Source organism: Stenotrophomonas sp. LC732, assembly GCF_052446685.1.
Lineage (GTDB): Bacteria > Pseudomonadota > Gammaproteobacteria > Xanthomonadales > Xanthomonadaceae > Stenotrophomonas > Stenotrophomonas muris.
Window position 1 is genome coordinate 2491575 of the sequence record NZ_CP199214.1, and the last position, 26717, is coordinate 2518291.

20 protein-coding genes are annotated in these 26717 nt (G+C 68.1%); 14 read left to right on the forward strand and 6 right to left on the reverse strand.

The window, feature by feature from the left end:
* Positions 1 to 4: 4 nt before the first annotated feature.
* Positions 5 to 5761, reverse strand: a complete 5757-nt coding sequence (locus ACT6SE_RS11950) for an ESPR-type extended signal peptide-containing protein (protein WP_444810999.1) — start codon at positions 5759 to 5761, stop codon at positions 5 to 7.
* A 235-nt stretch (positions 5762 to 5996) separates the two neighbouring features.
* Positions 5997 to 6977 carry an AraC family transcriptional regulator gene (locus ACT6SE_RS11955; RefSeq protein ID WP_032962548.1) on the reverse strand — a complete coding sequence of 327 codons (981 nt, stop codon included), beginning with the start codon at positions 6975 to 6977 and terminating at the stop codon, positions 5997 to 5999.
* A gap of 693 nt (positions 6978 to 7670) precedes the next feature.
* Between ACT6SE_RS11955 and ACT6SE_RS11960 the strand changes: the two genes are divergently transcribed.
* The 13 genes from ACT6SE_RS11960 (at position 7671) to ACT6SE_RS12020 (ending at position 20268) form a co-directional block, all read left to right on the forward strand.
* Positions 7671 to 7859 carry a Flp family type IVb pilin gene (locus ACT6SE_RS11960; RefSeq protein ID WP_005416979.1) on the forward strand — a complete coding sequence of 63 codons (189 nt, stop codon included), beginning with the start codon at positions 7671 to 7673 and terminating at the stop codon, positions 7857 to 7859.
* Between the two features lie 89 nt (positions 7860 to 7948).
* Positions 7949 to 8494 carry an A24 family peptidase gene (locus ACT6SE_RS11965; protein WP_046431106.1) on the forward strand — a complete coding sequence of 182 codons (546 nt, stop codon included), beginning with the start codon at positions 7949 to 7951 and terminating at the stop codon, positions 8492 to 8494.
* Positions 8491 to 8967, forward strand: a complete 477-nt coding sequence (locus tag ACT6SE_RS11970) for a TadE/TadG family type IV pilus assembly protein (protein WP_032962550.1) — start codon at positions 8491 to 8493, stop codon at positions 8965 to 8967. The genes ACT6SE_RS11965 and ACT6SE_RS11970 overlap by 4 nt, the downstream gene beginning before the upstream one ends.
* Positions 8968 to 8992: 25 nt before the next feature.
* A complete protein-coding gene (gene cpaB, locus ACT6SE_RS11975; protein WP_046431112.1) occupies positions 8993 to 10027 on the forward strand; it encodes a Flp pilus assembly protein CpaB in 1035 nt (344 codons plus the stop codon).
* Between the two features lie 18 nt (positions 10028 to 10045).
* On the forward strand, positions 10046 to 11404 hold the full coding sequence (locus ACT6SE_RS11980; RefSeq protein WP_032962552.1) for a type II and III secretion system protein family protein: 1359 nt from the start codon (positions 10046 to 10048) through the stop codon (positions 11402 to 11404).
* A gap of 27 nt (positions 11405 to 11431) precedes the next feature.
* A complete protein-coding gene (locus ACT6SE_RS11985; RefSeq protein ID WP_041863560.1) occupies positions 11432 to 12688 on the forward strand; it encodes an AAA family ATPase in 1257 nt (418 codons plus the stop codon).
* The gene (locus tag ACT6SE_RS11990; RefSeq protein WP_014647459.1) at positions 12673 to 14022 is read left to right on the forward strand and encodes a CpaF family protein; all 1350 of its coding nucleotides are present in this window, start codon (positions 12673 to 12675) and stop codon (positions 14020 to 14022) included. Before ACT6SE_RS11985 ends, ACT6SE_RS11990 begins: the two co-directional genes overlap by 16 nt.
* A gap of 2 nt (positions 14023 to 14024) precedes the next feature.
* Positions 14025 to 14981, forward strand: coding sequence for a type II secretion system F family protein (locus ACT6SE_RS11995; RefSeq protein WP_046431116.1), 957 nt, complete (start codon positions 14025 to 14027; stop codon positions 14979 to 14981).
* Between the two features lie 28 nt (positions 14982 to 15009).
* Positions 15010 to 15945: a type II secretion system F family protein gene (locus tag ACT6SE_RS12000; protein ID WP_046431118.1), complete on the forward strand. Its 936-nt coding sequence runs from the start codon at positions 15010 to 15012 to the stop codon at positions 15943 to 15945.
* A complete protein-coding gene (locus ACT6SE_RS12005; protein ID WP_046431120.1) occupies positions 15945 to 16835 on the forward strand; it encodes a Flp pilus assembly protein TadD in 891 nt (296 codons plus the stop codon). Before ACT6SE_RS12000 ends, ACT6SE_RS12005 begins: the two co-directional genes overlap by 1 nt.
* Positions 16832 to 17293: a DUF3613 domain-containing protein gene (locus ACT6SE_RS12010; RefSeq protein ID WP_046431123.1), complete on the forward strand. Its 462-nt coding sequence runs from the start codon at positions 16832 to 16834 to the stop codon at positions 17291 to 17293. The genes ACT6SE_RS12005 and ACT6SE_RS12010 overlap by 4 nt, the downstream gene beginning before the upstream one ends.
* An 8-nt stretch (positions 17294 to 17301) precedes the next feature.
* Positions 17302 to 19452 (forward strand): TadG family pilus assembly protein, encoded by a 2151-nt coding sequence (locus ACT6SE_RS12015; RefSeq protein WP_046431126.1) that lies wholly within the window; start codon positions 17302 to 17304, stop codon positions 19450 to 19452.
* 105 nt (positions 19453 to 19557) lie between these two features.
* On the forward strand, positions 19558 to 20268 hold the full coding sequence (locus tag ACT6SE_RS12020; protein WP_014647465.1) for a DUF2968 domain-containing protein: 711 nt from the start codon (positions 19558 to 19560) through the stop codon (positions 20266 to 20268).
* Positions 20269 to 20343: 75 nt separating this feature from the next.
* Here ACT6SE_RS12020 and ACT6SE_RS12025 read toward each other — a convergent pair whose 3' ends face one another.
* A complete protein-coding gene (locus ACT6SE_RS12025) occupies positions 20344 to 20730 on the reverse strand; it encodes a hypothetical protein (protein WP_014647466.1) in 387 nt (128 codons plus the stop codon).
* Positions 20731 to 20916: 186 nt separating this feature from the next.
* On the opposite strand from ACT6SE_RS12025, the gene ACT6SE_RS12030 reads away from it, so the two are divergent.
* The gene (locus ACT6SE_RS12030) at positions 20917 to 21741 is read left to right on the forward strand and encodes an alpha/beta fold hydrolase (RefSeq protein ID WP_014647467.1); all 825 of its coding nucleotides are present in this window, start codon (positions 20917 to 20919) and stop codon (positions 21739 to 21741) included.
* A gap of 114 nt (positions 21742 to 21855) precedes the next feature.
* On the opposite strand, the gene ACT6SE_RS12035 is transcribed toward ACT6SE_RS12030, so the two are convergent.
* From ACT6SE_RS12035 to ACT6SE_RS12045, 3 genes are read right to left on the reverse strand one after another with little or no spacing between them, the layout of a single operon-like run.
* Positions 21856 to 23502 carry an MFS transporter gene (locus ACT6SE_RS12035; protein ID WP_049420754.1) on the reverse strand — a complete coding sequence of 549 codons (1647 nt, stop codon included), beginning with the start codon at positions 23500 to 23502 and terminating at the stop codon, positions 21856 to 21858.
* Entirely contained in the window at positions 23496 to 24779 is a 1284-nt protein-coding gene (locus ACT6SE_RS12040) for an alginate export family protein (RefSeq protein ID WP_046431135.1), read from the reverse strand. Before ACT6SE_RS12040 ends, ACT6SE_RS12035 begins: the two co-directional genes overlap by 7 nt.
* Positions 24758 to 26605: an amidohydrolase gene (locus ACT6SE_RS12045; protein WP_172412173.1), complete on the reverse strand. Its 1848-nt coding sequence runs from the start codon at positions 26603 to 26605 to the stop codon at positions 24758 to 24760. The genes ACT6SE_RS12040 and ACT6SE_RS12045 overlap by 22 nt, the downstream gene beginning before the upstream one ends.
* Positions 26606 to 26717: the final 112 nt, after the last annotated feature.

Here is a 26717-nt window from a genome sequence, read left to right on the forward strand (position 1 = left end):
GGGATCACCACTGGATGCCGGCACCGACGGCCACGCCGGCCTCGCCACGGCTGTTGGTCGAACCGCTGAACTTGTAGATCCAGCGCCCGCCTTCGGAGACACCGGAGATGCCCAGCGCCACGCCCGATTCGCCGTTGTAGCTGCCAGCCGCGATCGAGGCCATGCTGCGGCCCGCCTCGCTGGGCTGCGGCAGCGCTGCGGTGGCCATCGCCGAGGCGATACCGGCCGAAGCACGGTTGTCGGTCTTGCGCAGGTCGCGCTCGAAGCCACCCATGCGCTCGTCGGTGTAGGCCTTGGACCAGTCTAGGGTCTGCGCCATGCCCGACTTCAGCTGATCCACGTTGACCGCGTCGGTACCGGCGGTGCCAGCGGCAACGTTGCGCACCGTGGTCGGGCCGCTGCTGGTGCTGCCCAGGGTGACGCTGTTGTAGTTGGTCGCACCGTTCACCGTGGTGTCGTAGCGGATGGTGCCCTGCTGCGACGCCTGCAGCTGGCGCACGTTGACCGCGTCGGTGGCCTGCGAGCCGTCGGCCACGTTGACCACCTGGCGTTCGGCGCCGCTGGCACCCACCGAGACCGTGTTGGCCCGGTTCGCCACCGAACCTGCACCCAATGCCACCGAGTTGTCGGCCTGCGCCTGTGAACCATTGCCGAGCGCGGTCGAGTTGGCACCGGCGGCAGTGGAGCCTGCACCACCGGCGGCGGAGTTGGCGCCGCTGGCGGACGGATCGGCCAGGTTGTTGGTGTTGTTGGCGCGGAAGCTGCCCGCCACGTTGGTGATGTTCTGGATCTTCTGGTCGGTGTACTTCTTCGACTCGTCGATGGCGTAATTCACGCCGTTCTTCAGCTGGCCGACATTGGTTGCGTCGTAGGTGTCCGAGCCGTCGGCAACGTGGGTGATCTTGCGCTCGCTGCCGCTGCTGCCGACCGAGACCTCACCGGCCGAGTTGCTGGCACCGGTCTGGCCGTAGGCGCCGGTATAGCCGCTCTGTGCGCCAACGCTGGCCACCGAACCGGCACCCAGCGCCACGCTGTTGCCGGCACTGCTGCTGGCACCGTTGCCGACCGCCACGCTGTTGGCACCGGCTGCACTGGCCTGCGGGCCGACCGCCACCGCTTCCGCACCGGCCGCGGTGGCTGCGGCCGCCGTCGAGTTCACCGCCAGGTAGGCACTGCCACCGCCACCGTTGGTGATGCGCTGGTTGAGGACCTTCAGCGAGCCATCGACGGCAGTGAAGGCGGCGGTGACGTTGTTGTAATCGCCGCTGGTGAAGGTGCCATCGGTGGCGATGCTGGAAATGCTGAACGTCGGCGCGGTCCACGCGTTGGTGGTGCCGTTGTAGGCAGTGGTGCCGCCGAAGTAGTTGGCGATGGTGCTGTGGGTGCTGAACAGCTGGTCGCCGGTGATGGCGTCGCTGCTGCCGGCCAGGATGCTGCCGGCGGCGACGTTGGTGATCTTCACCGCACCGGTACCGGTGCCCGCCAGCGTCACGCTGTTGAGCACGTTGCCACTGCCGTCGACATCGTACTTCACGGCCAGCTTGTCGATCTCGCCGGTCTGATCGGCAACTTTGGCCAGCGAGTTGCTGACCGCATCGAAGGCGGTGCCGACGTCGTTGTAGCTGCCCTTGGTCACGGTGCCGTTGGCGGCGACGTTGTTGATCGAGTACGTCGGTGCGGTCAGCACGCCGCTGGCGCTGACCGCAGCACCACCGCCGAGGTGGGTGGCCACGGCCTGGTTGGCGGCGAACAGCTGGGCCCCGTTGATGGCCTCGCTGCTGGTGGCGCTGACCTGGCCCGGGCCGAGATTGCGCAGCGTGGTGGCGGTGCCGGCCTGGCCCAGCGTGGCGCTGGCATAGTTGACGCTGCCATCGGCGTTGAGGTCATAGCGCAGTGCCCCCTGCTCCGAGGCCTGCAGCTGTCCCACGTTGACCGCATCGGTGGCCGCGGTACCGGCCGCCACGTTGATGACCTGACGCTCTGCGCCAGCGGCACCGATGGAAACCGTGTTGGCACGATCAGCAAGGCTTCCCGCACCCACTGCGATGCTGTTGGCTGCCGTCGCCCGCGCATTGGTGCCGACCGCGATCGAATCGGCGCCGCTGGCCACGGCCTCGGTACCGGTCGAGTTCACCCGCAGGTACTTGGTACCGCCGTTGCGGATATCGGTGATCTGCGTGTTGAGGTTGACCAGCGAACCATCCACCGCCGCGAAGGCATCGGTGGCGTTGGTGTACAGGCCCTGGGCGATGGCGCCGGTGGTGGAGATCGTGCTGATCTCGAACAGCGGTGCGGTGAAGATGCCGCTGGCCGGGTCAAAGGCTGCACGACCACCGAAGAAGCTGGCGATCGCGCTGTTCGTTGCCGCCAGCTGGCCACCGTTGACGGCCTCGAGGCTGCCCGCGGTGACCGCACCGGCGGCGAGATTGCCGATGGTGGTGGTGCCGGTGCCTGCGCCGAGGGTGACCCGTCGATAGTTCGGATTGCCGCCGGCGTCCAGATCGTAGGTCACCGCGGCATCGGCCACGCCATTGATCAGGCTGATGGCCCCCTTCAACTGCGCTACATTGACCGCATCGGTGTTGCCGCTGCCCGCAGCCACGTTGGTGATCTGGCGCTCGCCCCCACCGGCGGTGCCCACCGATACTTCACCGGCCGAGACCTGCGGCGCCGTGAGGCCGTAGGCACTGTAGCTGGCCTGCGCGCCACGCAGTGCGGCCGAGCGGTAGCCCAGCGCGACCGAGTTGGCCTGGTTGGAGGTGGACTCGGCACCCAGCAGGGTCTGCCCATTGGCGGTGCCGACGGCACTGTCGCCGACGATCACCGAATGGCCCATGCGCGCGGCATAGTCGGCCGTCGGCACGCCGGTCGGGTTGCTGGGATCGTTCACGCCATCACCGGGGAAGGCGACATTGGCATCGACCTTCGGCAGTTCATGGCGTGCGTTGGCGCCGATCACCACTTCCTTCGAGCCGTTGGCGAAGGCGCCATCGCCCATCAGCACCTGGTAGTCCTGCGCGGCGTTGACGGCCCAGCAGGAGATGTCGGCCAGCGCGATGTCCAGGCACTTGGCCGCCCACGCCGGCGAATCGGTCGGCAGAAGAAGGCCCAGCAGGCCACCGGGATTGCCGTTGTTGATGTTGTAGATATAGCTGTCGGAGGTGACGCCACCGATCAGGGTCAGGTGCGAGCTGCCGCCCGTGGCCGCGCCGCCCAGACCGTTGAGCGTGCTGCCGACCGGCGACAGGTTCACCACCGGCAGGCCCAGCACATTGACCGTCGAATAGGTCTGCATCACGTTGGCATTGCTGAGCTTGAGATTGCCATTGCTCAGGTAGCCATTGCCGCCGAACAGGCTGGTGGTGGTCGGCCCGATCAGCTGGCCGACATTGCCGACCAGGCCACCGGTGCCGATGATCAGGCCGGCATTCGGGTCGGCCGGCGCCGGTGCCTTCGGGCTGGTCGGCGGGATCGCCGACGGCTGGGTCAGGCCGAGACTGCCCAGCGTGCCTCCCACCAGGCCACCCACGGCGCTGCCCAGGTTGCCGACAGTGCCATTGAGATTGCCGTTGAGCAGGTTGCCCACCGCGCTGCCGACGTTGCCCAGCGTGCTTCCCAGCACACCGCCCAGGCCTGTGCCGGGGCTACCGGTGGTGCCGTTGAGAATGCCGCCCACTGCACCACCGACCGTGCCGACGGTATTGCTAAGCGTGCCGCCCACCGCGCTGCCAACCTGGCCGACGGTGCCGTTCAGAGCGCCACCCACCGCACTGCCGACGGTACCGACAGTACCGTTCAATGCGCCACCGACTGCGCCCACCGTGTTGTTGAGCGTACCGCCCACTGCACCGCCGACCTGGCCGACGGTGCCGTTCAGAGCGCCACCCACCGCACCTCCGACCGTACCGACAGTCCCGTTCAGAGCGCCACCCACGGCGCCGCCGACCTGGCCAACCGCGCCGTTGAGCGCACCACCCACTGCACTGCCGACGGTACCGACAGTGCCGTTCAGTGCGCTGCCCACAGCACCACCGACCGCACCGACCGAATTGTTGAGCGCGCCGCCCACTGCACTGCCAACAGTGCCGACAGTACCGTTCAGAGCACCGCCAACTGCACCACCGACTGCGCCGACCGTGTTGTTGAGCGTGCCACCCACTGCGCCGCCGACCTGGCCAACGGTGCCGTTCAGAGCTCCGCTCACCGCACCGCCGACGGTACCGACGGTGCCGTTCAGTGCACCGCCGACTGCGCCGCCAACTGTGCCGACCGTGCCGTTCAGAGCACCGCCAACTGCACCACCGACTGCGCCGACCGTGTTGTTGAGCGTACCGCCCACTGCGCTGCCGACCTGGCCAACGGTGCCGTTCAGAGCTCCGCCCACAGCACCACCGACCGCACCGACCGTGTTGTTGAGCGTACCGCCCACTGCGCTGCCGACCTGGCCAACGGTGCCGTTCAGAGCTCCGCCCACAGCACCACCGACCGCACCGACCGTGTTGTTGAGCGCGCCGCTCACGGCGCCGCCAACTGTGCCGACCGTGCCGTTCAGAGCACCGCCAACTGCACCACCGACCACGCCGACTGTGTTGTTGAGCGTGCCGCCCACTGCACCGCCGACCGCGCCGACTGTGCCGTTGAGTGCACCGCCCACTGCGCCACCGACTGTTCCGACAGTACCGTTCAGAGCGCCGCCCACTGCGCCACCAACCGTGCCAACGGTGCCGTTCAGCGCACCACCCACCGTGCTACCGACCGCACCCGCGGCACCGTGAAGCGTCCCGCCGACCGCATCCACTGCTCCGCCCACCAGACCGCCGACGCCCAGCGCGCTGTGCTGCGCGGCTACGGTTGCCTGCCCGGCCAGCTTCAGGTTGCGATCGGCGACTACTTCCTGGCCGTCCGGCGCCTGCACGCGCACCTTGCCCGCGGCGCCGGCATCGAACGCGGCACTGATGGCGCGATCATGCGTGTCACCCGGCAGTTCCTCCTTGGCCGGCAGCGTGACCGCCGCCGTCGCCCGGGCCTGGCCCTGCCCCTCGATGTGATGGCCAGCCACCGCCAGATGCGCGTCGGTGTCGCCGTCGACAGAGGCCTTCAGGGACGAACCGCTGAGGCCCGCTGCCGCCTGGGCACCCGAATCGATCGAAGCGACCTGATGGCCAGCGATGCCGACCTTGGCCCTGGCGCGCGCATCGGCAGCCACGCCCAGCGGCGCCTGCGCGCCCGGCGCAACGTGCGCTGCCAGCGATGCATCCACCTGTGCCGCCTTGATCGCAGTGTTGCCCAGGCCGACAGTGGCGCGTACATCGGCCGCCAGCGCCGGCACGGCCACCTGCTTCGGCGTGGTGTTCGCTGCCAGCTTCACCTGCACGGCGGCCGGCAATACGTCACGCACCACCGGCAGCGATGTGGTGTTCAACTGCAGGCCCAGGCGAGCGTCCGCACTGATCGCGGGGCTGCTCTGCGCCTGTCGCGCGGCGGCAGCCAAGGCCACTTCCGCGTCGACCTTGACCGGCATCGGCTGCGCATACTTCGCCGCAAGCGCTTGCAGGTCGCGCAGCGACTGATTGGTTTCCGATGCCCCTGCGTGGCCGCTGGCCAGCGCGCACAGCAGTGCCAGGGCCAGCGCGGTGGGCATCAGCAGGAAGGCGCGCGGATCGCTTGCGGCGCCGCCGCCGCTGTCGCCGGTGGCCAGTTCCGAGGCCACAACCAGAGCATTGAGCTGGCGGTTCCATACACGCCGGTAGATGCGGTTCATGAGCATTTCCCCCGTAGGCGAACAACTGGAATGTCAGTGGACTTGCCGTTAGGCAGGTGACTGACATTTCAGCGGTTGCAACGGTGGCGGCGCACTTCAATCCGGCACGGCAATCGCGCATTCCGGCAAATCCACGGCCGGAATCGGCAGCCGTTTATGCAGAAGCGGCAACATGATCGGCAAGCGGATGTGCAATTCCGGCACGAATGCCGCGAAAACCCTTGCGGGGCTTGGCTCAGGCCGGTTGGCCGATCTGCGCGGGCGCGCGCATCAGGGTATCGCGCGGCAGTTCGCCGAATACCTTGCGGTAATTGTCGGCGAAGCGCGAAAGATCCCACAGGCCGCAGCTGAGGGCGATGGCTTTCACCGAGCGACGGCTGGAATCGGCCATCGACAGGCTGCGGCAGGCCGCGCACAGGCGCAGCATGGAGAGATACCGGTTGGGCGAGGTTCCAAACAGGTCCTCGAACGCATAACGCAGGCCGCGCTCGCTGACCCCAGCCGCATCGCAGATTTCATTCATGTAGATATTGCGGCGCAGGTTGAGCCGCATGAAGTTCTCTGCCCGCTGTGCGATCAGATAATGCGTACGCCGTGCACGGCTGCAACCCGGGCGATCCGCCGCACCGGCACCCAGAAGGGCCTGCACATGCTCGTGCAGCAGGGTTTCAGTTTCTTCCGGCTGCAGGCCTGCACCCTGCCCCAGCTGCAGGTGCAGCTGCTGGTAGTGGCGTGCCAACGGCGTGCCTTCGCTGGCCAGATTGAACAGTGACAGTGCCTGGCCAGCGGGAGGCGTGCTGCGCAGGCTCAGTTCGGTCAGCTTGCGCTGCACCCGTGCCACCGGCAGCAGCATCAGGGTCATGTGCGTGCCCGGGCTCAGGGTGAACTCACTGATGCCTTCCGGCATGATCGTCAACGCCATCCCCGGCGTGAGCGGTACGCCATGGCACCAGCTCAGCGTCTCATCGGTGGCGTGCAGGTACCCGAGCATCGCCCAGTCCGGCGGCAGCATGAAACGGCCGCGGCAGTGGAAACCGCAGCTGATGCTGCAGAACAGGGCTTCCTCGTGCACGCGCGAAGCGAATGCCGCACGTGGCCCATTGCCATCGAGCAGCAGCAGTTCGACATCACAGACACGAAGCACGCCGCTCAGCGTGGCCAGGTCTATCGACCGCAGGCCGCTGTCGCCGCTGTCTCCTACCCCACCATCGACCATGACAGTGTTGTCCCCCGTTGATCCGCCATGCGATGCGGCCCCCACTGCCTGACAGGGCGCGCAGCGATCCAGAAACCACTTCCGTTGTCGTGCTGGCCGCATCGGCTCCGATGCGGCCAACCATGGAAATGCAACAGCTTGAATGCGAGTATGCCCGATAATCGTCGAAGGTAAACCCGCGGGCTGCAATGAAGAAAAAAGATACACAGATGAAGAAAATGTCGGCGCCATTGGCACGGTCTTCGCATGCGCCGGAAAATGGAAATCACATAATCTGCACGACCATGAATCGTTTTGCCTTCGAACGGATTCTCGTCACAGAAACGGCCTGAAAGTTTCAGCATCGCGGGGTTTCTGCCGAATTTGCATATAGGTTCCTGTTGCAGCCAACGTCCATTCAGGCAAAGTCGATAGCACGGTGATCCGGCCAACTGATCCGGCCGCACCCAGGGGGACAGCATGACCACGCACGCATCATTGGTTGCCTCGACCACCGGCCCCGGGCCGAGCGGTCGCGACCGTGCGGCTGGCGGCCTGCCTGGAGACGATCACCCTGCTTGAGCACAGCGGGCCCATCCCGCCGTGCCTCCTCCGCCAGGACGCGCGGAGGCCCACGGACGATCCCGGCGGAGCCGGGCCACCGCCCAACGCAGGTGTACTGCATCCGCAGACAGGTAGAGGGAGACATTGGTCATGAACGCATCGATCCGCAAATTCCTGAAGGAAGAAGACGGTGTCACCGCGCTCGAGTACGGGCTGCTGGCTGCCGTCATCGCTGGTGTCCTGATCGCGGTCGGCAACGACCAGATCAAGGGGTTCTTCGAAACGCTGTTCAAGAACCTCTCCGCACTGGCCACCAAGGCGTCGGGCTCGACGACCTGAGCGGCGACCGCGCGCGGCAGGCAGAGCCGCGACGGTGGGGCGCATGGAACCAGGCGAAGACCGTCCAGTGACGGACGACGGAGTGTGCGATGACACTGCTGGGATTGTTGGCCATCGGCGTATGCCTGCGGATCGCGATCAGTGATCTGTATGCCCGTCGGGTGCCCAACGCCTGGCTGATCGCCGCTTGCGTGATCGCCACCGTGGTGATCGTCTTCGGCCAGTTCAGTGCGCCGCGCCAGCCGTGGCTGCCCCACGTTGCCGGCGCGGCGCTCGGCCTGTTGGCGCTGCTGCCGTTCTATGCCCTGCGCTGGATGGGCGCCGGCGACGTGAAGTTCTTTGCCGTGCTGGGGCTGATGCTGGGCTGGCAGGCGCTGCTGCCGGTCTGGCTGGTCGCCAGCCTCGCCGCCGGGTTGCACGCCGTGCTGGTGCTGGCGGGCCGGCGCCTGGGCGTGTTGCTGCCCGGCCACCTGCAGATGCAGGTGAATCGCACCAGCACGCAATGGCACGCGCATCCGGCCCTGCGCGACATGCAGGCCGCACGCCAGGGACGACGTGGCATTCCCTATGCCGCCTACCTCGCACTCGCCGCCATCGGCTGGGTGCTGGCAAGCATCTACGGAGGTGCACCATGAACATCCGCAGCCCGCGCCGGCAACGCGGCGTCGCCAGCATCGAGTTCGCCCTGATGCTGATGCTCGGCCTGTTGCCGCTGCTGCTGTTCACCTTCTCCGGGGTGATGATCATGGCAGCGCAGCAGACCCTGGCCACCGCCTCGGCCGAAGGTGCGCGCGCCTCGCTGCGCTACGGCACCGCCGGCGAACGGCGCACCGCCGCCTGCGTCGCCGCACGCACCTCGATGCAATGGCTGCTGCAGTTCTCCAAGCAGAACGTGGACTGCAGCGCGGGGGGCAGCAATGCCATCGTGGTGTCCGCGCAGGCGCCCTGCGCCGGCCTGGCCACGGCCCAGTGCATGACCGTGACAGTCAGCTACGACTACGCCAGCCATCCCTTCCTGCCCGGCACCGCCACGCTCTACAAGTGGGTGATGCAGGCTCCCATCCGCAGCGTCGCGGTCGCCCAGCTCGATCTCGGCAGCGGCAACTGATGACCGGTATTTTGGAGACGGTTCCATGCTCAAGTTGACCCGCATCGCTGCCGTCGCCCTGATCGGCCTGGCCGTGCTGCTGGCGCTGATCGCCTTCATGATCGGGCGCAAACCGGCCGCACCGGTCACGGCCGCGCCGATCGCGCACAACGAAGTGCAGGCCATCACGGTGGTGGAAGCCGTGGCGCGCCTGCCCGCGGGCGAGCCGATCAGCGCCAACGACCTGCGCCTGGCCCAGCGCACCTCCCCCGTCGCCGGTGCCGCCACCAGCATCGCCGCCGTGGTCGGCAAGGTGCCGGTGCAGGACATCGCCGAAGGCAGCCCGATCAGCAGCAGCGCATTGGCACAGGGCTTCTCGCTGCAGCTGCGGCCGGGCGAGCGCGCACTGGCCGTGCCCGTGGACGAACTGGTTGGTGCCGGCAACCGCATCCTTCCCGGCGACTTCGTCGACGTCTTCCTCAACCTGCGCAATGCCCAGCCCAGCATCAACAGCCCCGCCGAAGCCGCGCAGACGCGCCTGCTGCTGTCGCGCCTGCGCGTGCTGAGCTATGGGCAGCAGGACATCGCGCCGGTCGCCTCGGAAGCCACCTCCAATAGCGAGGCCGACACCCGCAACGACCCGCGCGCGGCCGACATCACCGGCAGTGGCGGCAGCCACAGCAGCAATGAAGCCCCGCAACCCGCGCGCAGCGCGGTGCTGGCGGTACCGGTGGCGGACGCCAATCGACTGCTGCTGGGTGCGCAGCAGGGCAAGCTGTTCCTGGCGCTGCGCAATCCCGCTGATACGGGCCTGCCCGACCTCGCACTGTTCCCTCAGTCGCGCGGCGTGATCGATCCGCTGCGTGGGCTCGACGCAGAGCAGCAGCTGGCACTGCAGCGCCCGGAGAACCACGCCTTCGCCGGTATCGACGGCGACGCGCTGGCCGGCCGCGGCAGTGCCCCGCCACGCAGCAACGCGGATGCACCCGCGCGTGCGCCGGCGCCCCGTCGCAGCCCCCCGCGCGCTTCGGGTATCGAGATCATCCGTGGCGACAGTTCCGCCCCCCGTGGCTCCCTTTGACCTGCATCGAGCGCATCCATGACCGAACGTCGCCGCCGTCCACGCCTTTCTCCCCGCCAGCGGTGGCTGGCCCTGCTGCTGGTGCTGCTGGCACCGGCAACGAGCGTGGCCGCCGATGACCTGGTGCTGCAGGCCCGTGAGCAGCGTCCCTGGAACCTGCCGGCCGACCTGGAACGGGTGGCCATTGCCGACCCCGGCGTTGCCGACATCGTGATGCTGCGCGGCCAGCGCCAGGCGCTGCTGGTGGGCAGGATGCCCGGCACCACCACCCTGCTGCTGTGGCACCGCAAGCAGGCCGAGCCGCAACGGGTGACAGTACGGGTGCAGAGCGCCGTACAGGGTGCGGCCAGCACCGGCGGCAACGATCTGGTGTTCACCCAGCAGGACCAGCAGGGCCTTTTGCAGGGAAGCACTGACAGCGTGCTCTCGCACATGCAGGAACAACGCACGGCGGCGATGGCACTGGGCAAGGAAGGTGCGCTTGCCGATACGTCCACCATCAGCAGCGGCGGTGTGGTCCAGGTCGAGGTCAAGGTGGTCGAGTTCAACAAGACCGCGATGAAGCAGATCGGCATCAACTTCCAGAACCGCAACGGCGGCTTCGCCTACGGCTTCGCGCGGCCCGGCACCGGGTTGCCGGGCAACACCGGCCTGCTGCCCGGCATGAAGGAAGGCAACAGCAGCAACGAGGCCGTCTCGCCGATTTCCTCGGCATTCCGCCTTGTTTTCGGCTCGACCAAGGGGCTGTGGAACGCCGATGTCGAACTGCTGCAGGCCAATGGCATGGCCCGCGTACTGGCCGAGCCGACGCTGGTGGCGCTGTCCGGGCAGAGCGCCAGTTTCCTGGCCGGTGGCGAACTGCCGATCCTGGAACCGCAGGGGCTTGGCACTACCACCATCACCTACAAGCCGTTCGGCATCGGCCTGACCGTGACCCCGACCGTGCTGGCAGCGAACCGCATCGCGCTGAAGGTAGCGCCCGAAGCGAGCGACCTGGACTACAGCAATGCCATTGTGCTCAACAACGTGCAGATTCCCTCGATCACCACCCGCCGCGCCGACACCACCGTCGAGCTGGGTGATGGCGAGAGTTTCGTCATCGGGGGCCTGGTCAGCTCCAACATCGTCTCCAACGTCAGCAAGATTCCGCTGCTGGGCGACCTGCCGATCATCGGCTCGTTCTTCCGCAACTTCGATTACAAGCGCCAGGACAAGGAGCTGGTGATCATCGTCACCCCGCGCCTGGTGCAGCCACTGGCGCGCAACACCGAACTGCCGCTGCCCGGCGAGCGCGAAGCCAGGCCGCATCTCCCCGAGTGGGGTTCCTGGTTGCTGGGTCCGGTCAGCCAGGACCCGGTGCCCGGATTCTCGCGCTGACTCCATGATGCCTGCGATACCACGCCCATGCCCTACGCCACCGCCCAGCCGCTGCATCCGCAAGGACCGCCAATGAACCTGGTCCTGTACGGCATCGACCGCGAACTGCTGCCCCGGCTGGCCGCCAAGCTGCCGCCGAGCACCGCCCTGCATTGGCAGGACAGCAACGCCCCCACCTCCGCCCAGGACCTGCAACGCGGCCCGCAGAGCCTGGTGCTGCTCGACTTCCGGCCCGAGCATGCGGCCGCCTCGAGCGTGCTGGCGCAGCAGCTGCAGCAGACCCAACCGGACCTGCCGCTGGTGGCCGTGGGCGCCACCAGCGCCGGCCAGGTCGAAGGCGTGGTGATCGCGCTGCGCGCCGGCCTGCGCGATGTACTGGACCTGGACAGTGACGACGCAGGCATCGAGGCGGCCTTGCGGCGCGCCCTGTCTCCGCGCCCGGCAGCGGTTGCCCAGCACGCACACAAGGCACGCCTGATCGTGCTGCTGGGTGTGCGCGCCGGCGTCGGCACCAGCACCCTGGCCGCACATCTTTCGGTGCTGGCGCAGCAGACGCGCGCCCTGGCCCAGGGCGAAGCCGTGCAGCAGGACGGCCTGCTGATGGAGCTGGCGCAGCCCTCCGGCGACCTCGCGCTGTACCTCAATCTCGACAGCCGCTTCCACTACGAAGACGCGCTGCGCAATGCCAGCCGCATCGATGCCACCCTCGCCCGCACGGCCATGGCGCGCCATGACTCCGGGCTGGTGCTGCTGGATCGTGCCAGTGGCAGCGATGCCGTTCCGCCCTCCGATCCTGGCGCGCTGCTGCAGCGCCTGCGCGGCGTGTTCGCCAGCGTGCTGTGCGATGCCGGCGGCTGCCCGTTGCGGCAGCTTCCGCCCTTGTTGCTGGACCAGGCCGACGAGATCTGGCTGGTCACCGATGCCTCGATCGCCACGCTGGTTTCTCTGGACCAGGCCCTGAAGCACCTGGCGGGCCAGCGTGAGCGCGAGAAGCGCCTGCAACTGGTGATCAACCGCCACGATGACAGCAGCGGCATGAGCCCGGAACAGATCGCACGCCGCTTCGAAGTACCGCTGCTGGCGACGCTGCCCGAACGACCGCGCGTGCGCCTGGCCGCCAGCCAGGGACACCTGCTGCTGCAGGATGCCCCGCGCGACCCCTATCTGCGTGCCCTCGCCCCGCTCGTGTCGCGCCTGGATCCGGCCGCCTGCCCGGTCCAGCCGCATGGCCTGCGGGAAAGACTCTCCCTTGCCCTGGGTGGATCGCAATGGAAGACAAGGTAACCCCGTTCCCGCATGCCGTTGCCCGCCCGGTACTGCCCGAATCTGCCCCGGGCCACCTGCCGTTCGCGCAGACCGAGCAGTACCAGAAGGTGCTGTCGGCCGCGCATGAGCATCTGCTCAACAGCATCGAGGACGAGCGCATCGACATCGATTCCTGGGCCCCGGACACCATCGCCCGCTGGGTGCAGGTCCAGACCGTGGGCTTCATCCAGGAATGGCGCATCCCGATCAACGAAGAAGAGATGCAGGTGGTCGCCGAGGGACTGGTCAAGGAGCTGACCGGTTTCGGCCCGCTGGACGACCTGCTCCACGACCCCTCCATCGAAGACATCCTGATCAACGGCTTCAAGGACGTGCACGTTTCGCAGGGCGGACAGCTCAAGCGCGCCACCCAGCGCTTCACCGATGATACCCACCTGCTGCGCATCCTGCGCCGCATCCTCGCCCCGCTCGGCCGCCGGCTGGATGATTCCAATCCGATGGTCGACGCGCGCCTGCCCAACGGTGGCCGCCTCAACGCGATCATCTCGCCGCTGGCGGTGGACGGACCGATGGTGTCCATCCGCAAGTTCCGCAAGGACCCGTTCACCCCCGACGAACTGCTCGCCAAGGGCACCTTCGACGCACCGATGCAGGCACTGCTGAAGGCGATGGTGCTGGGGCGCTGCAACATCCTGGTCTCCGGCGGCACCAGCTCGGGCAAGACCTCGCTGCTCAATGCCCTGGCCAGCTACGTGCCGGCCGATGAGCGCGTCATCACCGTGGAGGACACCGCCGAGCTTTCGCTGAACCATCCGCACGTGGTGCGCCTGGAGAGCCGCATCGGCGGCGCCGAGGGCCAGGGCGCGGTCAGCATCCGCGACCTGGTGCGCAACAGCCTGCGCATGCGCCCGGACCGCATCGTGGTCGGCGAAGTGCGCGGCGCTGAAGTGCTGGAAATGCTGCAGGCGATGAACACCGGCCACGACGGATCGATGGCCACCATCCACGCCAACACGCCGCGCGACTGCCTGTACCGCATCGAGATGCTGGCCGGGTTTGCCGGCTTCCAGGGCAGCGAAGACAGCCTGCGCCGGCAGATCGCCAGCGCCATTGATTTCATCGTGCAGATCTCGCGACTGGGCAGCGGGCGCCGGGTGCTGGTCTCGATCACCGAGATCACCGGGGTCAGCGACAACCTGATCACCACCCAGGAGATGTTCCGCCACGAGGTGCAGATCGATGGCACCGGCCGCGAGACCGACCGCTGGATCGGCCTGGGCTTCCATCCGCATTCGCACAAGCTGGAGCCGTTCCGCCAGCAGCTGCGCGAATCACTCTACGGGGACTTCTGAACATGGGCACCGGCCTGCTGCTGGGCGTGTTGAGCATCATCTCGGTGCTGCTGGCGCTGGCCGTCTGGCTGTGGGGTACCGCCAGCAGCCGTGAACAGCGCCAGGCCTCGCTGCAGCACACCGAGCAGCAGCTGGCACGCGGCAGCACGGCCGGTGCGGTGCCGGCCGGGCCTGCCGTTGCGGCGGCGAACGATTCGGCCCGCCCCGCCAGCAGTGGGAGCCGCGCATTACCCTGGGATGGCGTCCTGCAGCGCGCCGGCCTGCAGCCGGGCTGGAAGCTGCCACTGATGCTGCTGGTACCGGGACTGGTGCTTGCGGTCGTGGCGGCGGTGCGGCTGGGCACGGCCTGGATGTTTCCGCTGACCCTTCTGCTGTACCTGCTGGGCTGCTGGCTGTGGGTGATGCGCCGGATCACGAGACTGCGCGCGCAGCTGCTGCACCAGATGCCGGACTTCCTCGACAACCTGGTCCGCCTCACCGCGCTGGGCAACAGCCTGCAGGCCGCGTTCCAGGTGTCTTCGATGCAGACCAGCGCGCCACTGCGCGGCCTGCTGGACACCACGGTGCGCTATGCGCGCAGCGGCATGGAGCTGGATCGTGCATTGAGCCTGGCCGCACAGCCGTACCGGATGGACGTGCTGAAGGTGCTGGCGGTGGTGATCGGGGTGAGCGTGCGCATCGGCGGGCGCGCCGACCAGATCCTGCAGCGCATGGGTGATTTCATGCGCGACCTGGAGCAGGCCCAGCAGGAGCTGGCCGCCACCACCTCGGAAACCCGCATGTCGGCCTGGGTATTGGGGCTGCTGCCACCGGCCAGTGCGGTGCTGATGGCGATCTCCAGCCCGGCGTTCTTCCAGCCGGTGCTGCATGACCCGCTCGGCCACAGGATCCTGCTGATCGCACTGGGCCTGGAACTGCTCGGGGCGTTGCTGCTGTACCGCCTGGCCAAATCGCTATGACCGCCCGCAGCTACCCGGGAGGTGCCCGATGAGCGCCAGCGCCTGGTTTGCCCTTTCGCTGCTGGTGCTGGCAGCGGGCGTCGCCCTGCTCGGCATTGCCGGCTGGGTGCGCAGCCATCGCGAGCACCGCACCTCGGCCGCGCTGAAGACCGCCCTGCAGCCGCGCGGGGAAGCCCGCGACACCGAGGCCACGCGCCGCGACTCGCTGGGCTGGCTCGAGCGCTTCGGGCGCTCGCTCAGTGGTGGCCGCCTGGAGGCCGCGCTGCTGGCCAACGAGGACAGGCTGCTGCTGGACCTGGCCGGCTGGAACACGCGCCGCGGCACCGCCATCTATCTCGGCCTGCGCCTGTTGCTTGCGCTGCTGGTGCTGGCGCTGGCGCTGGCGTTCAGCAGCGCGCACGGTCTGGCCAGGGTGATGGTGGTGATCGGTGCGCTGGCGGCCGGGCTGCTGCTGCCCAAGTTCGTGCTGTCGTCGTGGGTCAAGCGCCGCCGCCGCGCGGTCGAGAACGAACTGCCCTTGCTGATCGACCTGCTGCGCCTGCTGCAGGGCGTGGGCTTCAGCATGGACCAGAGCCTGCAGACGCTGGGCGACAAGCTGCGCGATGCGTTGCCGGTACTGGGCGGCGAACTGCAGGAAGCCAACGTGGCCTACACCCACGGCCGCACCCGCGCGCAGTCACTGCGGCGCTTGAGCGAGGTCTACGCCGATGACGACCTGGCCAGCCTGATGCAGCTGATCCTGCAGGTGCATGCGCACGGCGGCGCCGTGCAGGAACCGCTGCGCCAGTTCAGCATCCGCCTGCGCGAGCAGCGCCGCAACACGTTGAAGGAAAAGGTCGGCAAGCTCTCGGTGAAGATGACCGTGGTGATGATGCTGACCCTGTTGCCGGCACTGATGCTGGTGCTTGCCGGTCCAGCGCTGGTCGCGCTGGCCACCACCATGTCCAAGATGGGATCGCCCTGATGCCTGCCCTGCGCACCCCCTGCCTGCTGCTTGCCGTCGCCCTCGCCACCCTGGCCAGTGGCTGCGCATCGACCACGCCGAAGTACGTGCGGGCGCCCAGCCTTGCGCCGCCGGAGCCCGATCCGCAGGACAGCCGCAACACCTATCTGGAGCTGATCGAGCGCATGCAGCAGCAGGGCGCCTGGTATGCCTCGCTCGCCCACGTGGAGGCCTTCCGCCAACGCTATGGTGATCGCCCCGCCCTGCGCCTGCTGCAGGCCGACGCTCTGCGCGAGACTGGCCAGAGCGACGCAGCGGTCGCGCTGTATCGCGAGCTGTCCAGCGGGCCGCAGGCCGCCGCGGCCGCCCACGGCCTGGGCCTGATCGCTGCACGCCGCGATGACGACGCCGGCAGCGAACAGGCGCTGGCGCGCGCCACGCAACTGCAGCCCTTGAACACCGACTACCTGGGCGACCTGGGTTATGCGCGGCTGCGCGCCGGCCAGTTCGACCAAGCGCGCGAGCCGCTGGCCAAGGCCCTGGAACTGTCGCCGGGCAACGCCAAGGCCACGGCCAATCTCGCACTGTGGGCGCTCCTGCGCGGCGACCAGGCCACCGCGGAGCGCCTGGCGGCACAGGCCAACCTCAACGACGAAACGCGCCGCAGCATCCAGCAGCAGGCCCAGCAGATCCGCACGCGCCTGCAGCAGCGGCAGGCGGCGGCCGCCGTCAACGCCCCTGCGCCTGCGTCCGCGGCCAGCAGCGACCACGGCGCCCGTGCGTCGGGCAGCACCCGGCTGGCAGCCGAACCACGCCGCGAAGCACGTGACGAGCGCGATCCGCAGCGCCTGCCACCGTCGATGCTGGAACGCTTCAGCACCACCGAACACCCGACCGGAAGCACACCATGACTGCGATGCGCCTGACCCGACGCCTGTTGCCCGTGCTGTCCTGCCTGCTTGCTGCCGGTGCCGTGCAGGCCCAGCAGCAGCCATTGACCGGACAGATGCTCGGTGGCCCCTTGCCGTCGGCACCGGCCGCAGCACCGATGCAGGCCGAGCCGCTTCCCACCGTGGAGCTGCCCGCACCCGCCGCATCCGCGGCGGTGGCAGCGGTGCCACCGGCACTCCCCGCAACCGACGGTGCCCCGCCGGCGACACCGCGTGCGCGCCTGCAGAGCGGCGAAGCCACCCGCAACCTGTTCCGCCTGCAGGCGTCGGGACAGCAGGCCGGCCAGCGCCTGCCGATCCTGGGTGACCAGGCCACCCTGAGTTATGCGCGTTACCTGAAGAGCTTTGAACACGAGATTCCGGACTTCTTTGAGACCGATGTTGCCCGGTCCAAGGATGCCTCCTCCTCCGGACGCTGAGGTAGGCCATGAAACGCCCACGCCAGTTCAGTTTCGGCCGCGCACGCGGCGGCATGTCGGTCACCATGATGCTGGTCATGCTGGCCTTGCTGGCGATGCTGGGCCTGATCGAGATCGGCTATCTGTTCTGGGCCAAGCGCGATGCGCAGAAGGTTGCCGATCTGGCCGCACTGGCCGGCGCGCAGCGACTGGAGTTGTGCAGCGCGGACAACAGCGACAACAGCGCCGCCCGGCAAAGCGCACTGGCCCAGAACAGGTTCGCAGGCACCTTGCAGGTCCGCTGCGGCAACTGGAGTGCCAGCCGCGGTACCAGCAACCGTTTCGTCACCAGCGTTGATGCCAGCAACCCGCGCAATGCGGTGCAGGTGATCGCCGAGCGCAGCGTGCTGCCCTTCTTCGGCCAGAACACCAGCCTGCCGACCGTCAGCGTGCAGGCGGTCGCCCGCCGCTCGGAGCCCACGGCGGTGTTCGCGGTGGGCTCGCAGCTGCTGCGCACCAATGGCGATTCCGTACTGCTGTCGACCCTGCGCCTGGTCGGCCTGGATGTCAGCAATGCCACGGTGCTGTCCTATGACGGTCTGGCGCAGGCCAACGTCACCCCATCCGGCCTGCTGAAGGCACTCAACATCCCGGTGAGCGCCAACCTCAGCGTGGCCGATTTCAACCGCCTGCTGTCGGTCAACAAGATCTCGCTGGCGCAACTGGTCGATGCCACCGCCACCGTGGTCGGCCGTGACTCGACGGTGGGCGTGCAGCTGCGCGCCCTGTCCGACCTGGTCGCCACCCAGCTGGACATCAACAAGCTCAACATCGTGCTCGGCAGCCAGGCCGGCGGCGGCGGGCTGTTCGCGGAAGTTGTCTCACCCGACGGCACCGTCGGCAGCGCACTGGAATCGAAGATCAACGTGCTCAACCTGATCAGCACCGCCATCTCCATCGCCAACGATGGCAACGGCGTGACGATCAAGGGGCTGGACCTGCTGGGCATCAACATCCAGGGCGGCGTGGTCGAGCCGCCGTCGATCGCCATCGGCGGCGTCGGCACCCGCGCCTACAATGCGCAGGTGCGGCTGATGGTGGACGTGGACAGCAACAACCTGTTCGCGCTTGGGCCGCTGCTGAACCTGCTCGGCACGCGCCTGCACCTGCCGCTGCACGTCGACGTGGCCAACGGCATGGGTACCCTGACCGGCATCCAGTGCGGCGGCAGTCCCCCCAAGGCCACCATCCAGGTCGATTCATCGGTGCTGCGTGCCTGCGTCGGCAACGTCGACCCCGCACAGCGATTCTCCAAGGCCAATGTCTGCGACGCCACGCTGCAGAACGAACAGCTGTTGAAGCTGCTGGGCCAGCCGCTGATCAACGACAGGATCACCCTGCCCGCCCTCACCGGCTCACAGAACCTGACCCTGGCTGCGGGCGAGACCGGCTCGACCCGGATCAATCCGCTCGCGATCGGTGACGCAGTGTCGAGCCTGGTCAACGAGCTGCTGCGGGTGCTGTCGGGCATGCTCAGCTCGCCCAAGCAGGGCATGAGTGCCAACGACACGGCCAAGGCGCTGGCCGATCGTTACCTGCAGGCGGCCTTTCCCACTGGCGGACGCTACAACGTCGACCAGGTCATCCCGCTGCTGCGCGATGGCGATCCGGCACGCAACCTCGCCCCGCTGGGCAACTGGACGGTGAAGAATGGCGTCCCCAATCCCTGCCTGCTGGGCCTGACCACCTGCTGGGAAGACGGTTCGGTGTGGACCGGTTACAGGACGACCGTCACCGGCCAAGGCCTGGGCCTGCTCGATGGCCTGCTCGGCTCGCTGGTCGGCGGCCTGCTGATCAACCGCTGCGACAGCCTGCTCGGCAACCTGATCGACTACAACGGCTGCGTGCGCAACAACCTGGCGTCGTACATCCAGACCGCGCCGGCGGGTTTCCTCGATGGCGCCAGTGGCAGCGGCGTCGCCAACCCGGACGGAAGCGTCAGCTGCAGCGGCCTGCTGTGCACCGTGCTGAAGCCGATCCTGGCCGCACTGCGACCGGTGCTCAACAGTGTCGGCACTCTGCTGACCAACCTGCTGGCCAGCGTGCTGGGCCTGGAACTGGGCCGGACCGACGTCAACGTGCAGTCGATCCAGTGCAGCGCGGCACAGCTGGTCTATTGAAATCGCGCCGTGACCGCCGCCCTTGGCGGCGCCCGCGCCCATGCTAGACTCCCGGCGGGGAACCACCTTCATCTCAACCCACACTCATCCGTGGATGGTCTAGACATGCGAGAAACTTCAGGGGGCGCGGTCTTCGCCCGGCACGCGCGCAACGCAGCAGTGCTGGCCGTGGCCATGATGCTGGTGGCACCGGCGGCGATGGCCGCGCGTGGCGACCGCGAGGCTGCAGCCGAACCGGCGCGCAGCGCGCCGGTGGTGCGCAATACCGTGGACGAGCTCAAGCAGTTGATGGATTCGCGCCAGCTGACCGAGCTGCGCACCACCTACAACGGCAACTACGGCGCCAGCCTGCTGTTCAACGCCAATACCCTGACCTACTACGTCGCCCTGTTCCAGGAGAAGAACTTCTGGCGGGTGATCAAGACCGATGCGGTGGACAACGCCGAACGTGTCTACCGCACCTTCGCGCAGCAGTCCGAGCAGCTGGCCCAGGTCTACATCGACACCACCCGCCTGGAAGCCGGCAAGCGCTACACCGAGCGCCTGGTGGCCTACAACGAAGAACGCCTGCGCACCCTGCAGCAGGAAATGGAACAGCAGCAGGCACAGTCGGCGCAGGTCAGCGCCGCCCTGCAGCAGGCCCAGCAGCAGGCAGTCAGCCTCAGCACCGATGTGCAGAGCACCAACAGCCAGCTGGACGCCCTGCAGCGCCGCATCCAGATCCTGCAGGCCGAACAGGGCAACCCGGAGTTGAGCCTGCCCAAGCCGGACAGCGTGCCCTCGCCGGCACCGGCCGCCACCAGCGACGGCCGCTGAGAGCTGCACTCACGGCATTGCACACGACGGCGCCCCAGGGCGCCGTTGTTGTTTTCGGCGCTTCAGTGCACCACTTCACTGGCAGGCGTCGTAGACCGCGTCATCCAGCTGCCGGCGCTGCACGAAATCCAACCGCCGACGTTTGAGCAGCGCCTGTCCGCGCTGGCGGCGCACACGCTCGCAGGCCGCCGCATCCGTACTGATCGTGATCAATGCGCCCTGCGCCCGGACGGCACGACGCGGGCGACGCGACGGCTTCGATGGCGTGACTGCGGGAACCACCGCCCCACGGGACAATGACTGCTCCGCCGGGACATCCCAGCGCCACGCCGCCCGGCCCTGGCAGGGTGTCTGCTGGTAGACCGGATGCGGTCCATCCACGCATTTGTAGACATTGGTCTGAGCCGGCGCGGCCATCGGCAACAGCAGGCACAACAGCAGGGACCATCGCGTGGCGGGCATCCGGGCATTCCACAGGCGGGCTGCGGACATCCTCGGCGCGCGACTCGGGTCCCGCCAGAGCGATATGCGTCACATCCTCTGCAATCCAGCACAGCGGTGCAAGTCCGTCGCCGGCACCTGCGCTGTACTGCCGAAGGCACCGGCAGCCTGCCGGTGCCTTCCCTCCCTTCCGCCAAGGAACCTGCAATGAGCAACTTCGTCACCGTCGCCGACGGCGCCCGCATCTTCTACAAGGATTGGGGCAACGGCCAGCCGATCGTGTTCGCCCACGGCTGGCCGCTGTCGTCCGATGCCTGGGACCCGCAGATGCTGTTCATGGGCCAGAACGGTTACCGCGTGATCGCCCACGACCGCCGCAGCCACGGCCGTTCCAGCCAGACCTGGGACGGCAACAACATGGACACCTACGCCGACGATCTGGCTGCAGTGATCGAGGCGCTGGACCTGAAGGACGCGATCCTGGTCGGCCATTCCACCGGCGGCGGCGAAGTGGCCCACTACATCGGCCGCCACGGCAGCACGCGCGTGGCCAAGGTGGTGCTGGTCGGCGCCGTGCCGCCGCTGATGCTCAAGACCGCCGGCAACCCGGCCGGCACCCCGCTGGAGGTCTTCGACGGCATCCGCAAGGGCACCGGCGGCGACCGTTCGCAGTTCTTCAAGGACCTGACCACCCCGTTCTTCGGCGCCAACCGCGATGGCAACACGGTCACCCAGGGTATGCGTGATGCGTTCTGGCTGCAGGGCATGCTCGGTGGCGTCAAGGGCCAGTACGACTGCGTGCACGAATTCTCGGAAGTGGATTACACCGAAGACCTGAAGAAGATCGACGTGCCGGCACTGGTCGTGCACGGTGATGACGACCAGATCGTCCCGTTCGATGCCTCGGCCAAGCTCTCCTCGCAGATCATCAAGAATGCCGAACTGAAGGTATACGCCGGTGCCCCGCACGGCCTGACCATCACCCACGCCGAGCAGTTCAACGCCGACCTGCTGGCGTTCGCGCGCAGTTGATGCGCCGCGGCGGCACTGTAACGGTGCCGCCGCCCCTTCGATCGCAAAAAGGGGACGGAGGGGATTAAGTCGTTTGTGCACAAACGACTTAATCCCCTCCGTCCCCTTTTTTTGTCAGATGTCGTTGTGGTGATGCGGCACAGCGGCAGGCAGCGGGTCATGCCCACCCACGAAGTGGCGCACCACCGGCGCACGCTCACCGCGATGCAATCCGCGCAGCACTTCCTGGATCGCCCTGTCGTCGGCGGTGATGCGTTCGTGCTGGCGCAGGTGCTCCAGCCACGACGGGGTCACGAAATACTCCAGGTGGATGCCCGGGGTGGCCACATCCTCGACCACGCCCCAGACCACGGCGCCATCGCGGCGGCGGATGGTGCCCAGTGCGCGCATCTGCGCCTGGAACGCGGCGCGATCAGCATCGTCAATGCGGTACTCGATGGTCACCAGCACTGGGCCTCGATCATTGGATACCGGTACCGACAGTTCGGGGGCTGGCCAGTGCCCCGCCGGACGCAGGTTCAGGTCTTCGGTGCCGGCGATGCGCACGCGCCACACCAGCAACCCGCCGATGACCGCACCCGCGGCAGCCACCAGCAGGGCCAGCTCCGGCGAGGTGCGCTGAGCCAGTGCGCCCCAGCTCAGGCCGCCGGCGGCCATGCCGGCAGAGAACACCATGATGTACAGCGCCAGCGCACGCGCACGCACCCACGCCGGCACTGCGGTCTGCGCCGCGATCTGCAGCGACGACAGCACGGTGATCCAGGCAAAGCCATTGACCAGCATCACCAGCGGCAGCACGTACCAGCTTCGGGTCAGCGCCAGCCCGACCAGGCTCATGGCCAGCGACAGGGTCGCCAGCAGCACCAGCAGGTCGCGATCCAGCTGCGCGCGCAGCTTCGGCAGCAGCAGCGCACCCCCCACCGCACCGATGCCGATGCAGCCGAGCAGCATGCCGTACTGGCCCGCCCCGCCCTGCATCTGCCCACGCACCACCACCGGCAGCAACGCATTCATCGCTGCGGCGAAGAAGAAGAAGCCGACCGACTTGATCAACACCGCCTGCAACCGCCCGGCGCGGCTGGCATAGCGCAGGCCCGCTTTCAGGCCCGCACCGAAGCCTTCCGGCGGCAGGCTGGACTGCTTCGGGTCGCGCTTCCAGCCCCACACCACGAACAGCATCGCAGCGAAGGTGATGGCGTTGAAGCCGAAGGCCCAGACCGCACCGAGCTGGGCGACGATCACGCCGCCGATGGCCGGGCCGATCGAGCGCGCGATGTTGATGCCGATCGAGTTCAGCGCCACCGCCGAGGCCAGCATCGGCTGCGGCACCAGTTCGGACACGATAGCGGCCTGCGCCGGCATCGCCATCGCCGCACCGCAGCCCATGCAAAAGGTCAGCAGCACCAGCAGCTGCGGGGTCAGCATGTCCATCGCGGTCAGCGCAGCCATCACGGCGGCGACCAGCAGCATCCAGCCCTGGGTGGCCAGCAGGTACCTGCGGCGATCAACGATGTCGGCCAGGGTTCCGGCGGCCAGTGCCAGCAGCACGATCGGCACGGTGGTGGCCGACTGCACCAGGGCCACCATCAACGGCGAGCCGGTACGTTCGGCCATCACCCAGGCGGCGGCCACGTCGTTGACCCAGGTGCCGATGTTGCTGGCCAGGATCGCCAGCCAGATCGAGCGGAACATCTGGATCTTCAGTGGGGACCAGGCGCCTGCGGCCTGTGCGGGGGGTTGCGACGCGGTTGCGTTCACCATTGCCATGCTCCAACGATCGAGGCGAACAGCGTGTCCCGGCCGCCGGCCTGCTTCAGTGCAGGCCCGGCATCGACCCAGGCCAGCTGCAGCTGCCATTGCCAGTGTTCGCTGGCCTGCCAGCGGGTTTCGGATTTGTACTGCGTGCCGATGCGGCGCGCGCCGCCGGCGCTGCCCGGCAACGCCACCAGCGGTGCCGGCGTGGTGTAGACCGCATCGGCGCGACGATGCTTCCAGGCCATCTGTACGCCCAGTTCCGTCGTCACCGCGTCGTGCAGGCGCAGTGTCAGGGTCGGCTGGACGTCCATCAGGTTGGCCGGGGCCAGCAAGCTGGCCTCGCTGAAATAGGCCGACTTCGGGAACAAGGCATTGAAGGTGCCCAGGCGGCCGTCGTGCAGATTGCCATCGCCACTGGCGATGTCGGCCTTCAGCCCCAGACGCGGCTGCAGCGGCAGGTCCGTCCAGCGCCACCCCGTATCGGTGGCCAGCGTCCAGGCGTGGATAGCGAGCGTGCCAGCGGTCGTTCGCAGTTCACCGCCCTGCGCCACCAGCTCGCTGTTCCAGTCCAGTGCACCAGCCTGGCCGAACCAGCGCGCGCCCAGGGTCTGCCGACGTTCGGTGCCGCTGCCGGCGGCAAAGCGCGCGCCGTCGCGACGGTAGTCCAGCAGGTACAGATCCCACTGTCCCGCGCCCCGCCCGCGTGCCGTGGTGGCATAGGCACCCCACAGGTGGGCGCCGTGTTCGCCGCGATCATCGAGGGCACCCGGTCGGTTCTCCAGCGGACGCAGCGCCATCAGTTCAAGCGTGCCGGATCTACCCTTCCAACCCACGCGCGCACCGTCGAACGCCAGGCGGATGTTCGGCCCATCGCGCACCGACAACAGCCGCGAGCTGCCATAGCCGGCTTCCTGCCGGCCGAGTTGCAGATGGAAGCCACCGCGCTGCCAGCGCCAGTACGCCTGCTGCACGTCCAGCGCGCTGCGGTCGGTGCGGCCGGGTCCACCTGCCTTGCCATTCTCGGCATGCACGCCCAGCTGCACCCGTGCCTGCCAGTTGTCCTCGACATACGTGGCCGACGCCAGTGCACGCAGCAGACCGTAGCCGTCTTCACTGCCGCCGATACCGAATCGGGCCGGGTCGTAGTACATCCCCCTGAAGCGCAGCGAGGCGTCCCACTGCAGTTGCCCGCCGCCCATGTCGGTGCAGCGGCCGGTGTCACAGGCCAGCGCCATCCATGGCATGGCCAGCAGCGCCAGGCTCAGAACGCGAAGCACGAGCATCCCATCGCACCCCAGAAGGCGCTCAGGTCGTCGGTGGGCGCCGCATGCCGGGCCGCATGCCCGTGCGCGCCGTGGGTGCTGCAGGCGACACCGTGATGGTGGCGATGGGCGGCGGCCAATCCGGTGGCGGCACCGCCAACGTGGTAGCCACCGAAGCGGTTGACCGGCGACCAGTCCGGCATCGCCGGCGGCAGCTGCGGCGCCAGGCCGGCGTAATCGCCGTCGGCGTGCACGATGCGGCCGCCGACCACGGTCAGCAGGCTGGTGATGTCGGCGATCTGCGCGTCATCAACGCGGAAGAAGTCGGCCGAGAGCAGGATGAAGTCGGCCAGCTGGCCCACCTTCAGCGTGCCCTTCACCGCTTCGTCGCCGGAGAACCAGGCGCTGCCCTGGGTCCACAGGCGCAGCGCCTGTTCGCGCTCGAGCAGGTTCTCATCGCCATACAGGGCCAGCCCGCCCACGGTGCGCCCGGTCACCAGCCAGGACAACGCCACCCACGGGTTGTAGCTGGCCACGCGGGTGGCATCGGTACCGGCACCGACCGGCACGCCTTCGGCCAGCATGCGCTTGACCGGCGGCGTGTGCCGCGCCGCCTGCACGCCGTAGCGCTCGACGAAGGCTTCGCCCTGGTAGGCCATGCGGTGCTGCACGGCGATGCCGCCGCCCAGCGCGCGGATGCGTTCGATGTTGCGCGGGGTGATGGTCTCGGCGTGGTCGATGAACCAGTGCAGGCCATCGAACGGCACCTCGCGGTTGACCTGTTCGTACACATCGAGGATGCGGGTGATGCTCTCGTCATAGGTGGCGTGGATGCGGAAGGGCCAACGCTTCTCGACCAGCAGTTTCACCACATCGTGCAGTTCCGGTTCCAGCTCAGGCGGCAGTTCCGGGCGCGGCTCGTTGAACAGCTCGAAGTCGGCCGCGGAGAACACCAGCATTTCGCCAGCGCCGTTGTGGCGCAGCAGGTCATCGCCCTGGCGCGGCTGCAGTATCTCGCTCCAGCCGCGGAAGTCGTCCACTTCCTTGCCCTTGTTCTGGGTGAACAGGTTGTAGGCGATGCGCACCGTCAGCTGGTCATCGCGATGCAGCTGCTCGATGACCTGGTAGTCCTCGGGGTAGTTCTGGAAACCACCGCCAGCGTCGATCACCGAGGTGATGCCGAGCCGGTTCAGTTCGCGCATGAAGTGGCGCGTCGAGTTGGCCTGGTACTCGATCGGCAGGCGTGGCCCCTTGGCCAGCGTCGCATACAGGATCAGCGCGTTGGGCTTGGCCAGCAGCAGCCCGGTCGGGTTGCCCAGCGAGTCACGCACGATCTGCCCGCCCGGTGGATCCGGCGTGTCCTTGCTGTAGCCGCAGGCGCGCAGCGCGGCGCGGTTGAGCAGCGCGCGGTCATACAGGTGCAGCAGGAACACCGGCGTATCCGGCGCAATGTCGTTGAGCTCCTGCAGCGTCGGCAGGCGCTTCTCGTTGAACTGTGCGGCAGTGAAGCCACCGACCACGCGCACCCACTGCGGTGCCGGGGTGCGGTCGACCTGGGCCTTCAACATGTCCAGCGCGTCGCCCAGCGAGCGCAAACCGTCCCAGCGCAGCTCCAGGTTGTAGTTCAGGCCACCGCGGATCAGGTGGGTATGGCTGTCGTTTAGGCCGGGCAGCAGGCGCCGGCCCTGCGCGTCGATCAGGGTCGCTTCATTGCCCCAGCCGCGCATGATCTCCTCATCGCTGCCGACAGCGACGATGCGGCCCTCCTGAACGGCCAGCGCCTGCGCGTGCGGCTGCTGCGGGTCGAGTGTGGTGATGCGGGCATTGCGGATGACCAGCGTGCTCATGCGACGCTCCTTGGAAGTGGAATCGAGTGCGGCAGCGGCGCGACCGGCCAGGCCGAGCGCAACCGCGGCACCGCTGGCCAGCACCACGTTGCGGCGGCCGTGGTCGAGGGGA

Excerpts from the sequence above, each read along its gene's own strand:
- ACT6SE_RS11950 (WP_444810999.1), bottom strand. The coding sequence starts at position 5,761 with ATGAACCGCATCTACCGGCGTGTATGGAACCGCCAGCTCAATGCTCTG.
- ACT6SE_RS11955 (WP_032962548.1), bottom strand. The coding sequence starts at position 6,977 with ATGGTCGATGGTGGGGTAGGAGACAGCGGCGACAGCGGCCTGCGGTCG.
- ACT6SE_RS11960 (WP_005416979.1), top strand. The coding sequence starts at position 7,671 with ATGAACGCATCGATCCGCAAATTCCTGAAGGAAGAAGACGGTGTCACC.
- ACT6SE_RS11965 (WP_046431106.1), top strand. The coding sequence starts at position 7,949 with ATGACACTGCTGGGATTGTTGGCCATCGGCGTATGCCTGCGGATCGCG.
- ACT6SE_RS11970 (WP_032962550.1), top strand. The coding sequence starts at position 8,491 with ATGAACATCCGCAGCCCGCGCCGGCAACGCGGCGTCGCCAGCATCGAG.
- cpaB (WP_046431112.1), top strand. The coding sequence starts at position 8,993 with ATGCTCAAGTTGACCCGCATCGCTGCCGTCGCCCTGATCGGCCTGGCC.
- ACT6SE_RS11980 (WP_032962552.1), top strand. The coding sequence starts at position 10,046 with ATGACCGAACGTCGCCGCCGTCCACGCCTTTCTCCCCGCCAGCGGTGG.
- ACT6SE_RS11985 (WP_041863560.1), top strand. The coding sequence starts at position 11,432 with ATGCCCTACGCCACCGCCCAGCCGCTGCATCCGCAAGGACCGCCAATG.
- ACT6SE_RS11990 (WP_014647459.1), top strand. The coding sequence starts at position 12,673 with ATGGAAGACAAGGTAACCCCGTTCCCGCATGCCGTTGCCCGCCCGGTA.
- ACT6SE_RS11995 (WP_046431116.1), top strand. The coding sequence starts at position 14,025 with ATGGGCACCGGCCTGCTGCTGGGCGTGTTGAGCATCATCTCGGTGCTG.
- ACT6SE_RS12000 (WP_046431118.1), top strand. The coding sequence starts at position 15,010 with ATGAGCGCCAGCGCCTGGTTTGCCCTTTCGCTGCTGGTGCTGGCAGCG.
- ACT6SE_RS12005 (WP_046431120.1), top strand. The coding sequence starts at position 15,945 with ATGCCTGCCCTGCGCACCCCCTGCCTGCTGCTTGCCGTCGCCCTCGCC.
- ACT6SE_RS12010 (WP_046431123.1), top strand. The coding sequence starts at position 16,832 with ATGACTGCGATGCGCCTGACCCGACGCCTGTTGCCCGTGCTGTCCTGC.
- ACT6SE_RS12015 (WP_046431126.1), top strand. The coding sequence starts at position 17,302 with ATGAAACGCCCACGCCAGTTCAGTTTCGGCCGCGCACGCGGCGGCATG.
- ACT6SE_RS12020 (WP_014647465.1), top strand. The coding sequence starts at position 19,558 with ATGCGAGAAACTTCAGGGGGCGCGGTCTTCGCCCGGCACGCGCGCAAC.
- ACT6SE_RS12025 (WP_014647466.1), bottom strand. The coding sequence starts at position 20,730 with ATGCCCGCCACGCGATGGTCCCTGCTGTTGTGCCTGCTGTTGCCGATG.
- ACT6SE_RS12030 (WP_014647467.1), top strand. The coding sequence starts at position 20,917 with ATGAGCAACTTCGTCACCGTCGCCGACGGCGCCCGCATCTTCTACAAG.
- ACT6SE_RS12035 (WP_049420754.1), bottom strand. The coding sequence starts at position 23,502 with ATGGTGAACGCAACCGCGTCGCAACCCCCCGCACAGGCCGCAGGCGCC.
- ACT6SE_RS12040 (WP_046431135.1), bottom strand. The coding sequence starts at position 24,779 with ATGCTCGTGCTTCGCGTTCTGAGCCTGGCGCTGCTGGCCATGCCATGG.
- ACT6SE_RS12045 (WP_172412173.1), bottom strand. The coding sequence starts at position 26,605 with ATGAGCACGCTGGTCATCCGCAATGCCCGCATCACCACACTCGACCCG.